At 61.4% G+C, this 12,403-nt stretch carries 10 protein-coding genes; 2 read left to right on the plus strand and 8 right to left on the minus strand.

Annotated features, from left to right (window positions below):
* The 7 genes from ACO48X_RS08730 to ACO48X_RS08760 all read right to left on the minus strand — a co-directional run.
* Positions 1 to 894, minus strand: an 894-nt coding sequence (locus tag ACO48X_RS08730) for a dihydroxy-acid dehydratase domain-containing protein (protein WP_485001707.1), incomplete at its 3' end; no start/stop codon positions are given.
* An 86-nt stretch (positions 895 to 980) separates the two neighbouring features.
* Positions 981 to 2,312, minus strand: a complete 1,332-nt coding sequence (gene efeB, locus ACO48X_RS08735; protein WP_485001699.1) for an iron uptake transporter deferrochelatase/peroxidase subunit — start codon at positions 2,310 to 2,312, stop codon at positions 981 to 983.
* A 15-nt stretch (positions 2,313 to 2,327) separates the two neighbouring features.
* Positions 2,328 to 3,536 carry an iron uptake system protein EfeO gene (efeO, locus tag ACO48X_RS08740; RefSeq protein ID WP_485001700.1) on the minus strand — a complete coding sequence of 403 codons (1,209 nt, stop codon included), beginning with the start codon at positions 3,534 to 3,536 and terminating at the stop codon, positions 2,328 to 2,330.
* Positions 3,529 to 4,392, minus strand: coding sequence for an iron uptake transporter permease EfeU (gene efeU / locus ACO48X_RS08745; protein WP_485001701.1), 864 nt, complete (start codon positions 4,390 to 4,392; stop codon positions 3,529 to 3,531). The genes efeO and efeU overlap by 8 nt, the downstream gene beginning before the upstream one ends.
* Positions 4,393 to 4,460: 68 nt before the next feature.
* Positions 4,461 to 6,266 (minus strand): amino acid ABC transporter ATP-binding/permease protein, encoded by a 1,806-nt coding sequence (locus tag ACO48X_RS08750; RefSeq protein ID WP_485001702.1) that lies wholly within the window; start codon positions 6,264 to 6,266, stop codon positions 4,461 to 4,463.
* Positions 6,245 to 7,951 (minus strand): ATP-binding cassette domain-containing protein, encoded by a 1,707-nt coding sequence (locus tag ACO48X_RS08755; RefSeq protein WP_485001704.1) that lies wholly within the window; start codon positions 7,949 to 7,951, stop codon positions 6,245 to 6,247. Before ACO48X_RS08755 ends, ACO48X_RS08750 begins: the two co-directional genes overlap by 22 nt.
* A gap of 228 nt (positions 7,952 to 8,179) precedes the next feature.
* A complete protein-coding gene (locus tag ACO48X_RS08760; protein WP_485001708.1) occupies positions 8,180 to 9,625 on the minus strand; it encodes a DUF1846 domain-containing protein in 1,446 nt (481 codons plus the stop codon).
* A 271-nt stretch (positions 9,626 to 9,896) separates the two neighbouring features.
* On the opposite strand from ACO48X_RS08760, the gene ACO48X_RS08765 reads away from it, so the two are divergent.
* Together ACO48X_RS08765 and ACO48X_RS08770 are read left to right on the plus strand one after the other, a co-directional pair.
* The gene (locus ACO48X_RS08765; RefSeq protein WP_485001709.1) at positions 9,897 to 10,448 is read left to right on the plus strand and encodes a TetR/AcrR family transcriptional regulator; all 552 of its coding nucleotides are present in this window, start codon (positions 9,897 to 9,899) and stop codon (positions 10,446 to 10,448) included.
* Positions 10,449 to 10,713: 265 nt separating this feature from the next.
* Entirely contained in the window at positions 10,714 to 11,037 is a 324-nt protein-coding gene (locus tag ACO48X_RS08770; protein ID WP_485001705.1) for a hypothetical protein, read from the plus strand.
* Between the two features lie 257 nt (positions 11,038 to 11,294).
* On the opposite strand, the gene ACO48X_RS08775 is transcribed toward ACO48X_RS08770, so the two are convergent.
* The gene (locus tag ACO48X_RS08775; RefSeq protein WP_485001706.1) at positions 11,295 to 12,134 is read right to left on the minus strand and encodes an endo alpha-1,4 polygalactosaminidase; all 840 of its coding nucleotides are present in this window, start codon (positions 12,132 to 12,134) and stop codon (positions 11,295 to 11,297) included.
* Positions 12,135 to 12,403 lie beyond the last annotated feature (269 nt).

Consider the following 12,403-nt stretch of genomic DNA (forward strand, 5'->3'; position numbering starts at 1 on the left):
CGCCAGGCACGGCACCTTGCGGGAGAGGTCGTCGATGTCGCGCAGGCTGAAGTCGACCTCGCCCTCCTGCGCGGCGGCGAGGGTGTGGAGGATCGTGTTCGTGGACCCTCCCATGGCGATGTCCATCGACATGGCGTTGAGGAACGCGTCACGGGTGGCGATGCTGCGGGGAAGCACCGAGTCGTCGTCCCGCCCGTAGTATCGCTTGCACAGATCGACGATGCGCCGCCCGGCCTCCACGAACAGGTCGCGGCGGCGGCGCGCCGTTGCAAGGGTTGAGCCGTTTCCAGGGAGCGAGAGTCCGAGGGCCTCGGTCAGGCAGTTCATGGAATTGGCCGTGAACATGCCCGAGCACGAGCCGCACGTCGGACACGCGCTTTCCTCGACGAGTCCGAGCTGATCGTCGCTCAGCTCGTCGTCGGCGGACAGTGCGATGGCGTCGATCAAATCGGTGCGGTGCTCGATGACGCCGTCGACCGGCGCCCCCGATTCCATGGGTCCGCCGGAAACGAAAATGGCGGGGATGTTGAGCCGAAGGGCCGCCATGAGCATCCCCGGCGTGATCTTGTCGCAATTCGATATGCATACAAGCGCGTCCGCCGTGTGAGCGTTGACCATGTACTCGACCGAGTCGGCGATGACCTCGCGGGAGGGAAGCGAGTACAACATGCCCGAATGGCCCATGGCGATGCCGTCGTCGACGGCGATGGTGTTGAACTCGCGCCCCACGCCTCCGGCCTCGGCGATGGCTTCGCACACGAGCGAACCCATGTTTTTCAGATGGACGTGGCCGGGGACGAAACCCGTGTAGGAGTTGGCGACGGCGATGATCGGCTTGCCGAAATCGGAGCCTTTCATCCCGGTGGCGCGCCAGAGCGCGCGGGCGCCGGCCATGTTCCGTCCGGTGGTGGACGTAGCGGATCGCAGCTGCGGCATTGGTTTCCTTCCAAAAGAACAACGCCACAAGCATACTCTTGGTCTTAAGAGAACAAAGCCTGCCCTACGTACTCGTCCCCCTCCTTGATCCCGGGCGGAATCACGAACAGCGCTGAGGCCGTGGTCTGCAGGTACTCCGTCAGCAGGTCGCTCGACATCTTCCTGAGGATCCGTATGAAGTTGTTCTCGGGGTTGCGCACGAAGGCGATGAAGAACAGACCGCCCTGGAGCCGCCCCAGGCTGTCCGACCCCTCCATGAAGTTGTAGCCGCGCCGGAGCATTCTGTGCCCCGAGTTGTGGTCAGGGTGCATGAGCGCCATGTGCGACTCTTTGTCGATGACGGTTTCGCCCTTCTCGTCCTTCTTCTTGAAGTTCGGGGAGGTGAACTCCTTGCCGCCTGACAGCGGGGCGCCCTCGATCTTGTCGCGGCCGATGATGTTTTCCTGCTCGGAGAGGACGAGGTCGTCCCACACCTCCATCATCATTTTGATCTTGCGGCATGCCATGTAGGCGCCGCCCTCCCAAACGTCCCCGTTCGGGTCGCCCTTTTGAATCCAGAGGCTCTCGGAGAGATAGTCCGTTTCGTCGGACTTGATGTTGTTCGTCCCGTCCTTGAAGCCGAAAAGGTTGCGGGGAGTCGCCTGCGACTTCGACGTCGACGACGTCCGCCCGTAGCCGAGCTGGCTCCAGCGGACCGAGGCCCTCCCGAAGGCGATTCGCGAGAGATTGTGGATCGCGTGCATGGCGACCATGGGATCTTCGGCGCACGCTTGGACGACGAGGTCTCCGCCGCACCTGGCCTGATCGAGTTTCTCCGCGGACATGCGCGGAATTTCGGCGAGAAGAAGCTCCGGCTTTTTGTTTGCGATGCCGAACCGGTCGACGCCGTCGGCGGTCCTGAACAGGGTCGAGCCGAAGCCGAAGGTGATCGTCAAGCCCGAAGGGCCCAAGTTCATGGTCTCGCCCGTGTCGTCGGGCGGGACCTCCTTGAAAGACTTCATCGGGTTGACGAGTTCCCCGGCCATGAGCTTCTCGGCCGCAAGCGTCCAGTCCTTGAGAAGCTCGATGAGGTCCTCGCGAGATTTCGTCGTGACGTCGTAGGCCGCCGTGTGCATCTGCTGCTGCTGCGGAGTGACGATGCCGCTCTGATGCTTGCCGCGGAACGGGTATCGCACCGCATCGACGTCGGCCTTCTTCTCGCCTTCTTCGACGCCGCTGGAGCGCCCGAACGGATAGCCGACGGCTGCGCCCGCGCCGAGGCCGAGTGCGGCGAGGCCGCCCCCGAGGAGCACCGCGCGGCGGCTCACTCCTCGGGGCGCCTCTTCCTCAGGCTCGGAAACCTCGGAAGGCTCAAACTCCGAATCCTCGGAACTCATTGCTTCGAGCCTTCCTTATTTCTTAGACGTCGATTCCCCGGCGTCTTTGAGGATCGCCTCGGTCAGCTTGGCCAGCGGCTTGCGCAGGGCGTTGACGGAGTTGGAAAGCTGCTTGCGCTGGTCCTCGTTGAGCTTGTCGTAGTAGACGTAGCCGTCGCCCTGCTTGTACTTGTCAGGCTCGGCCTGAAGCTGGTCGAAGCGCTTGGAAATCTCCTTGGCCAGCGCCGGATCTTTCTTCTTGGCGATTGCCTCGACGTTGCCGTAGGCGACCTTGGCGCCTTCGACATTCGCCTGGAAGTCCCACAGATCGGTGTGGGAGAAGGCTTCCTCCTCGCCCGTGATCTTCGTGGTTGCGACTTCCTCGAGCAGGTTGATGGCGCCGTTCGAAATGTCGGCGAGCTTGATGGAGAAGTCCTTGGCGTATACCAGATCGTAAAGCTTCTGGGTGTCTGCGACGAGCTGCTCGGAGGCCTTCGCCCTCTGCTCGTCGTTCAGCCCCTCGAAGCCGTCGGGGCGCCAGAGGTCTTTCTCGATGTAGTGCCACCCCTTCCACGCGCGGGTGTCTTTGTCTTCCGTCTCCTGCCAATCGGCCTCGCGCTCGTCGAGGGCCGGATCTAGGTCGCCGAACTTCTCAGCCGTCGGCTCGATCCTCTCGTAGTGCTGACGGGTCGCGGCATAGAGGGAGCGCGCCTTGTCGAGGTCGCCCGCCTTGTACGCCTCGGCAAACGCCTTCGTCTTCTCGAGGAGCTGGCCGGCCTGGTCGCGGTTGTAGGCGTTGTAGTTCGAAACGGCCTGCTCTTGGAGCTTCTTCTCGTCGCCGCTGGCCTCGACTTTCTTGCCCGAGTCGCTGACCGTGAACTTCTTCGCCCCGACCAACGCGCCTACCATGTTCTTTTTGCAGGCCGTGTAATAGCTGCCGGGCTCCAGCACAACGGTGTACTTCACGGTGGTTCCGGGGGCAAGGTTCTCCCGCTCGCCGACGATTCGAAGCTTGTCCGGGGCCAGAATCTCAAACTCGTTCTTGACCGTGCCCTCGTTCTTGAGGGTGAAGACGACCCTGCCGGATTCCGTCTTCTCCGCCGAGACGTCGCACTTGTCGTCGGCGATGGTCACGCTGAGTCTCTGGGCGCCGCTCGACCCGCCCTTGCCGGAGGCGTTGTCGTTCGACACACAGCCGGCAAGCAGAACGGCTGCAGCGGCAGCCGAAGATAGCAACTTACGCATTGTTGTTCCTTACCTGGTTTGAAACAGAGGACTTTCCGCGCACCTGCCGTGCGAACAGCGGCAGGCACACGATGAGATAGACGGCCCAACCGAGGATCTGCAAGAGCGTGGGGCCCATGAGGACTTTTAGCTGGAAGAAGGCGTCGAGGAGACTAAACCACCACGACGATGCGTGGTCCGCGATCGCCTCGGTGAAGTCGTAGACGGTGTGTCCATGTCCCGGAATCAATCCGGACTCTTGGAGGTCTTTGAGCCCGTATGCGACTATTCCCGCGGCCATGACGATGAGGAGGCAACCCGTCACCGTGAAGAAAGACCTGAGATTGATGACGACGGATCCTTTGTAGGCGAGGTACCCGATGACGACGGCGGCCACAAGCCCCAAAACGAGCCCGGCGATCGGAGCCGCGCCGTTTCCGTTTTCGATCCCAGACTTGACTGTCGGCCATATGAACAGCGCGGTCTCGAGGCCCTCTCTGCCGACTGCGAGGATGGCGACCCATGCGATCCCCATCGCAGACCCTCCCTGCAGGGCGCTGTCCGCCGCCTTGCGGAGCTCTTTGGAAAGAGTGCGCGCATTCTTTCCCATCCAAAAAATCATCCACGTGACAAAACCAACGGCGATGAGCGAGAGCGTTCCGCCGATGATCTCCTGAGCCTCAAAGGTCAATGTGGACGGGCCCCACGTCATGAAGGCCCCGGCGCCCGCAGGAACGGCGACGGCCACCGCGACGCCGATCCACAGGTATTTCAAGACGTCCTTGCGTCCAGCCTTGACAAGGTAGGCCACCAGAATGCCGACGATAAGCGACGCCTCGACGCCCTCTCTCAGAGCAATGACAAAGGCGCTGAGCATGGAACCCCTCCTCGAACTAAGTTAGGCGTTGCTTACCTTACTATCTTGGGAGGGAGAAGCGAAACCCGTCAGAGGTTTTTCGTGAAGAAGTCCCTCAAAGACCCTTCGCTTTCGATCGCATCGAGAGGGCCCGAAGCGACCGTGCGTCCGCGATCAAGGAGGAGAATGAAGTCCGCTTCGGCGACGGCGTCGAGGCGGTGGGTGATCTCGAGGATCGTACACGGAATTTTCCGCAGATTGGCGCGCACTTTGGTTTGAAGCTCCGCGTTGAGATTGGCGGTGAATTCGTCGAGGACCAAGATCTTGGGGCGCATGAGGAGCGCGCGGGCCAGGCACAGCCTTTGGGCCTGGCCCCCCGAAAGTTCGCGGCCCGCCACGCCGACGCCGGTGGCCAGCCCGTCGGGCATCTGACGGACCTCGTCGGCCAAACACGCGATTTCAAGCGCGTTCCACACTTCTTCCTCGCTCGCATCGGGTATGCCCAACGTCACATTCTCGAGAATGCTCGCGTCGAGAAGCTCGCACTTCTGGAACACGCCGACGACGCAGCGCCGCAATGAATCGAGCGTGTAGCGGCTGACGGGAGTTCCGCCGAGCAACACTTCGCCGGCGTCGGGGTCGTCGTAGCGCAAAAGGAGGGAAGCAGCCGTCGTTTTTCCCGAGCCTGACGGGCCGACGAGGACGACGTGCCCTCCTGCGGCGACGTCCAGACAGAAATCCGAAAGGGCGGGCGCAGGAGATCCGGCATACGTATAGCTGACGCCTTTGAAGCTCACTTCGGCGGGGCCTGCAAGCTCAAGGGTCTCTTGCCCGTCTGCCACTCGGGGAGGCTCGTGGCATATCTCCCACAGACGTCGAGCGGCCGCCAGCGAGTGGTCGAGGTAGCCTGCCGCGTCTTCGACCGCGAGGGCGGCGACCGTCACAGGCGGGCACCCCTGCGACGTCGCGGCCGCCGCCGCGCCGATGGAGCTTGCCAGGGCAAGGAAGACGTTCGCGCCCCTGCGAAAGGCGTTTGCACGGCGTGCGATTCCCGCCGACTGCCCGATCGAGCGCCCCAAGGCGTCCGTCTCCTCCAATCGCCTGAGCTGACGCCCGTATCCGACGACTTCTTCGGCCCCAAACACGCTGTCCGTGACGTGATGGGCCAGTTCTCGCCGCAGCTCGAGGGTGCGCCGCGTCGCCCGCATAGAAGCGCGCAAGCCGGAGAACGGGACGACCGTCAAAGCCAGCGCGACGCACACCGCAGGAATCGCGATGGCCTGCCACCCTGCCGCAAGCCCGGCGCCAACCACGAAAACGGGCGGGACGACGAGCGCTGAAACGACCGGGGCGAACGTGTGGGCGTAAACGACCTCGATTCGGTCGACGTCGCGCGTGAGGCTCGCGAGCACGTCGCCGGAGCGCGTTGCCCCGACAATCGCAGGTGCCTTGGGCCACAGGTTGGAGAAAACCATGGTTCTCAACAGTTCCAGTGCCTTGAAGGCCACATAATGCCCTGTGAGCTGTTCCAGATAATATGCGGCGGCCTTGGCCATGGCTACGAGCACGAGCGCGGGAAGATAGGTTCCGAGGCCTTTTCCTTGGACGGAAGAGACGGCGCCGGCAGCGGCGAGCCCGAAGAGCACCACGTCAAGGCTGAGATTGACGATGCGAAGAAGCGTCGAAACGAAGAGCGGTCCGTGGACGGGCCGCGTCTGCGAGGTCAGCCATCTGACGAGCTCGCGCGTGGTCGGCTCGGCCCGCCCCGCGTCGTCCCGACTCTCCCGGACCTCGGCGCGCTTCGCAGAGAGAACGCTCCCTTTCCTTGCCGACTCGCCGTTTGCCGCCTCTTCAAGCCCCGGACCGTCGGCGCTCACAGCGTTTTCTCCGCGCATTCGAACAGCATGCCGTCCTTCATTTCATACACTTTGTCTGCGACGTCAAGCAGCGCAGATCTGTGGGTCACGAGAACCACGGTCAGGTCGCGGCCCAAGGAACGCAGAGCATCGACGATTCTGGCTTCGGATTCGATGTCGACCTGCGACGTCGGTTCGTCCAAAAGGAGGATTCGCCGCCCGGAAAGCAGGGCGCGCGCGATGGAAATCCTCTGAGCCTGGCCTCCTGAGAGGAATGCGCCTTGCTCGCCCACGTCAGTGTCGATTCCCTCGGGCATCCGTTCAATCTCATCGGCGATCTGTGCACCCCGGAGGGCGTTCCACATTTCCTCCGGGGTCGCGTCTTCCTTCGCCAGGCGAAGATTGTCGGCAATCGTGCCTGTGAAAAGCCACGTCGTCTGCGCCACTCGGGCCGTCAAAGCGGCTGCCTCCTCGGCGCTCGCAAAAGCGAGGTTCTTGCCGTCGATCAGCACGCTCCCGCGGGCAGGCCGGAGCATCCCGCCCATAAGCCCCATGAGCGTCGACTTGCCGCCGCCCGAACGGCCGACGACGGCGATTTTGCTTCCCAATGGGACAGCGAGATCGACTCCGTGGAGGACCTCTCCGCGCCCGTAGTCAAAGCTCACATTTTGCACGACGACGGGGCAGCCGACTCCGCCAACCGCGCCAGGCCCCCCGCCCTTGCCTGCGTCGCCTTCCGCGCCGAGGTCGCCGCTCGCGCCGGCGTCGCCGGCCGCGCCGCTCTTCGCCGCCGCACCCTCCGCACTCGGATCCGAGTGATTGTCGATATAGGCCCTTATCGCGCGTTGGGAGGCGATTCCCCCCATTCCGATGTAGAAAAATCCAGCGACCTGCGCAAGCGGTTCGATGAGAAGGGCAGTCAGAAGCACCGTTGCGAGAACCTGCGAAGCCGTCACTGCGCCGGCGTTGAAGCGGACAACGGCCAGCGTGCACGTCGCACAGATGAGAATGAGAGAGAAGAGGCCGTCCACCACGATGATGACAAGCTGGTTGCCCGCGAGCAGTTTCATGATGGCCCCGCGGTTGCGCTCTCCCCGGTCTTTGAGCTGGCGTTCAATTCGAGCCCCGGCGCCAAGCAGACGTATCGTCACGAGGTTGCGAATGGCGTCGAGATACTTTCCGGCCAAAACCGCGCGCTCCTTGCGCGATTTAGCCGACGTCTTCCTGAAGAAACGCATGAAAACAGCGAGCAGAACGGGAATGAGCGGACATAGAGCCATGACCGTCAATCCGAGAACAGGATCGAACGAAACTGAAATGTAAGCGAGAACGACGAAGGGTATCAGCAAGGCGGCAAGAGTCGATCCTAAATAGATCTGGCGGTACTCGGTCGCCCTTTCGACATTGTCGGTCAGCAGCTGAACCGCGTGCGCCCCCGAATCTTCTCGACTTCGGGAGGCAAAAAGACGTGAGAGCAGACTTCGCCGGATACGCCGTTCTTCAGCTCGAGCCGCATGCCCCCCGAAAAGGATCTCGGCGAATGCCGCAAGGCCGGCTGCACAGGCACAGGCCAGAGGACCGGCGAAACTCTCCCGCCCGTCTGCAATGCCGGCGACGCCGACCAGCGCGGCGCCGGCGAATACGGCGCTCGCCATTCTCAGCACTGCGACTATGCACGAAGCGCGGACTCCCGCGGGTGAGATCACCGGAGTCTTCGACGCCATCACACCCTCCTTAGCGACACGCGTCTCCTACAGGGCACACTACCCGATTCGGCCGCCTGTTGTAAGTGGAACCTTACCTTCAAACTGGAAAGTTTGGAAGGTCTGCGCGCCGTCGCGGCCATTTGGCCTCAGGGACGTTTTTACCCCGAATCGAAGAAATCCTGGGCGTCATTGCGTCGCAGAAAAAGGGCCGCCGCCGCTCCGACGCACCCGCCCCTCGCGGCGTTCTCAACGCTTGCGGTAAAGAGATTTCCTCTGGTAGACCGGCTCGGACGTCACGAGCACCCCCAGGTTCCTGAAGATCCCCTCGTCCACGGAACCAAGGATTGTCGTCGTGTGAACGTCGCAGCCTCGGAGGTTGCGCAGCTCGTCCAGGGCCTTGCGCGCGTTTTCGTCGCGCGTCGCGGACACCGACAGGGCGATGAGCACTTCGTCGGTGTGGAGCCTTGGGTTCCTGCTGCCAAGGTGCTCGGTTTTGAGGGTTTGGATCGGCTCAATGGACTCGCGAGCCAGAAGGTCGACGTCGTCCTCGATCCCGGCCAAAACCTTGAGCGCATTCAAGAGCATGGCCGCCGAGCATCCGAGGAGCCCCGAGGTTTTGCCTGTGATGATCTGCCCGTCGGGCAGTTCGATCGCGGAAGCCGGCCCGCCCGTGGCCTCCGCTTTCTTCAAAGCGGGTTCGACGACGACGCGGTCTTCCTTGGCCAGGCCCAGCCGCCCCATGATGAGCGCAATGCGCCCGGAGACCACCGGATCGGCTTCCGCTCGCCGCTCATCGACCAAGGCCTTGTAGTAGCGTCGAATGATTTCCTGCTTCCCTGCTTCGCGGCAAACGGCGTCGTCGCTGATGCAGTAGCCCGCCATGTTGACGCCCATGTCGGTGGGCGACTGGTACGGCGATTCGCCGGCGATTTCCCGAAGCAGTGTCACCAGCAGAGGAAACACTTCGACGTCGCGGTTGTAGCTGACCACCTGCTCGTCGTAAGCCTGCAAGTGGAAGGGATCGATGAGGTTGACGTCTTCAAGGTCGGCCGTGGCCGCCTCGTAGGCCACATTGACTGGATGGCCGAGGGGAAGGTTCCAAATGGGGAATGTCTCGAACTTCGCATATCCGGCCTTGATCCCTCTGCGATTCTCATGAAAGAGCTGTGACAGGCACGTTGCGAGCTTTCCCGATCCAGGCCCGGGCGCAGTGACGACGATAAGGTCCCTGCTCGTTTCGACGTAATCGTTCTTCCCAAAGCCTTCGTCGGACACGATGAGCTTCGTGTTGCTCGGATACCCCTCGATGCGCCGATGCTGGGCAACCTTCAGGCCGAGGCGCTCCATCCGCCTCTTGAACGTCTTTGCCGGCGCGTTGTCATCCTCCATTTGAGTGAGCACGACGTTCTCGACGAGGAAGCCCCTTTCACGGAAGACGTCCACCAGCCGGAGCACGTCCTCCTGATAGGAGATTCCGAGATCCGCTCTGACTTTGGCCAGTAGATTGGCATTGACGGCGACGACGATTTCAAGTTCGTCTCGCAGCCTCTCGAGCATCGCGATCTTATTGTCAGGGGTGAACCCCGGCAGGACGCGAGAAGCGTGCATGTCGTCAAAAAGCTTGCCTCCCATTTCGAGGTACAGCTTCCCTCCGATCTTCCGACGCCGCTCGCCGATATGCTCGGACTGCATCGAAATGTATCGTTCTCGGTCAAACCCGATTGCTTGCGCCACCGCAATCCTCCTGTAGTAGACAACCTCTGGAATGATAAGCCATCCATGCCCGCAGCGCCTCCGAAAAACGCTTTGCAATTGCCCGCCGCCCCTCGCGAGCCGCGCATTCCCGAGCGCCGCACGCTCGCCTTGACGGGTGACTTGGTGTGGCCTAGGATGTGAATGAACAGTTGAAGATATTCATTCACCCCATCTCGAGGGACCGTGAGTAAGGCATTCCGTGGACAACATGAAACAAGCCCTGCAGCGAGCGGCGAAGCGCAGCTTTGCCGAGAAGGGCTACAAGGCGACGAGCATCTCCGACATCTGCCGCGACGCCCACATCGCCGTCGGAAGCTTCTACAACTGCTACCCGTCGAAGGAGGCCATCTTCCTAGAAATATACACCGAAGAAAACAACCGGATTCGCGCCGAGATGGTGAACGAGATCGACTGGTCCGCCGATCCGACGGAAGTGATCCCCACGATTTTCGACTACATCTTCAAGCGCATGTCCGCCAACAGGATACTGTCCGAGTGGAACAGCCCCGCCATCGGCAAACGCCTGCGCGAGCACTACCGTGCAGGCGATGGAAAGGAAGACTTCTTCCTGCATTTCCTTCTCGCAACATTCGAAAGCTGGATGCGCGACGCCGGGTTTGACGAAGAAAAGTCCCGCAAGGTCCTGCGAGCGTGCGAACTCGTGATCTACGTGGACACACACGTAACCGAAAAGGATTTTCCAGGCGTCGGGCAGGCGCTCGAGACCCTTGCCGCATACTTCGTCAAGGGGCTCTTCTAACAGACGCCTTCCAACTTCCGGGATGCCGCTCTAACAACGGAGCCGACCGGGTTCCCGCGCGATCGCTGCGCCCGACCTTAAAAGGGCCTCCTAACGACGAGGCCGCCCCGGGGCGAACTGCGCAATGCCGGATGCGCAAGCATCTCCACAAGAGGCAAAGGCTTCACAAAGGACTAGACCCTTTCCACCCCAGGGTGAATGAACAATAGATTCCATTCATTCATAACAGACAGGAAACGCCATGAACAAATCGAAAGGAACTACGATGAACGGACTAAGCATTCTGGGCTATTGCCTGGCAATTGTCGGCGTCCTCACGGTCATTTGGGGGGCGACCTTGTTCCGCCCCAATTTAACCGATTCCAGATTCATGTCCTTCGCGACGAGCGGGATCATCCTTGCCGCTATCGGCCTATGCTTCATTTCCGCGGTCCCGCCCGCAGTGTCGGTCGCCGGGATTTGGGCGGCAACGTTGATCACGATGATCTACATCTGGTGGCTGCCTAAAATGGAACTGCCTGTGAGGATCATAAGTTTTGTGCCGCTCGTTGCCTTCGCAGTATGGCTGACCACGAAGCTGCTCAAGTAGACACAGGCTCGGCTAGACAAGGACATGCTCGGTTAGACAACGGCATGGCGTGGGACCTTGGCAAACCAAGGTTCCACGCCGACCCCTTGCCGGCACGCACCACGCGTCTTCGCATCCGCTTCCGCTTCGGCAGCGAGAGAGCAACGACCTCCGCAGGCGTTCGCTGCGAATTAAAACTGAAGTAGAGGAACGAATGCCCAACAAGACCCGGGGGCACGTTCCTAATGTGCCCGCACGCCTTTTACGGCGTTTGCCCCCTACGACTGTTCTTTGCCCGAACAATCTTTGACCCAAGAGTCGAGTCTCATAGTCTTGCGAATAGTGGTCATTCCTGGTGGATCGTCTTTGCATTGAGCAAAGCTTTCGTCGCTGTACTCAATGACGAAAACGGCTTTGCCGTCTCCAAGGACTGTTGACCAGTGCTTGCAGGCTTCCCCTCCGTGACAGTCTTCAACTATGGCCATATCGATGTTGCCAATGAGATGATCGATTTGTTCAAGATTGTTCCTCAGTGAGAAGGCCAATCCCTGGTTGTGCGCCGTGGCTGAAAGTCTTTCAATGTAGCGAGCTTCTTCTTGGTCCGTTATTCGAAAGCCAGTGTCGTGCTTCCAACCGTCGACGTTGTCTGCGTCCACTCCGAGAAAGCCCTTGTCCGCGCATACTTTGATCCGGCTTTCCATCAAGTGGAAAAACTCGTTCTGTTTGCTGGCATTGAGCCAATGTGCGCCCGGCAAATTCGGATAGCCTTTCCCTATGACTTCCTTTGGGAACAGATCCGCATCAGCTCGCCAGTCTTCCCACGCACCGACGTTGACGTAGCAGACAGGGTACACGCCTCTGGCTCGAAGCTCGCGGATCTGATCGGACGTGACGTCTTCCGGGTCCACATCTACAACCTGGGCCGCGACGTTCCCCGTGTAGGAGGCGAGCTCAATCTGGAAGGAAGAACCCGGCTTAGGCCGTTTGATCTGAGAGTCCTGAAATGCGGCTGCACCGCCCGACGTCGAACCGGGAATCGATGCCAGTCGCGCTCCGAGAGCACAGCCCGCAGTGCTGAGAATAGCGATAACAAGCGTGAAGTATCGGGTTAAACGCACGTCTCGTACCCTACCGCATCAACCTGTGTGCTCATGCTGTGTTTGCGTGTGTGGCCGTGTGGCCCCCGTGCGTGTGGGGTTCACGGTGGCCGGTGTGGCCGTGTGTGGCTGTGCGCGTGTATGTGGCTGTGCGCGTGTGGGGGGTGCGTGTGGCCGTGCGTGTGTGGGGGGCGGTGTGGCGGTGTGTGTGCGGGAAAGGGGGGGCCGTGGCGGGCCCCCCCTTTGTGGTGTGCAGGCGGCGGTGTCCTACTCTCCCACACCCTGGCGGG

It is taken from the genome of Peptidiphaga sp., from assembly GCF_057238965.1.

Excerpts from the sequence above, each read along its gene's own strand:
- ACO48X_RS08755 (WP_485001704.1), bottom strand. The coding sequence starts at position 7,951 with ATGGCGTCGAAGACTCCGGTGATCTCACCCGCGGGAGTCCGCGCTTCG.
- efeB (WP_485001699.1), bottom strand. The coding sequence starts at position 2,312 with ATGAGTTCCGAGGATTCGGAGTTTGAGCCTTCCGAGGTTTCCGAGCCT.
- ACO48X_RS08765 (WP_485001709.1), top strand. The coding sequence starts at position 9,897 with ATGAAACAAGCCCTGCAGCGAGCGGCGAAGCGCAGCTTTGCCGAGAAG.
- ACO48X_RS08750 (WP_485001702.1), bottom strand. The coding sequence starts at position 6,266 with ATGCGCGGAGAAAACGCTGTGAGCGCCGACGGTCCGGGGCTTGAAGAG.
- ACO48X_RS08760 (WP_485001708.1), bottom strand. The coding sequence starts at position 9,625 with ATGCAGTCCGAGCATATCGGCGAGCGGCGTCGGAAGATCGGAGGGAAG.
- efeU (WP_485001701.1), bottom strand. The coding sequence starts at position 4,392 with ATGCTCAGCGCCTTTGTCATTGCTCTGAGAGAGGGCGTCGAGGCGTCG.
- ACO48X_RS08770 (WP_485001705.1), top strand. The coding sequence starts at position 10,714 with ATGAACGGACTAAGCATTCTGGGCTATTGCCTGGCAATTGTCGGCGTC.
- efeO (WP_485001700.1), bottom strand. The coding sequence starts at position 3,536 with ATGCGTAAGTTGCTATCTTCGGCTGCCGCTGCAGCCGTTCTGCTTGCC.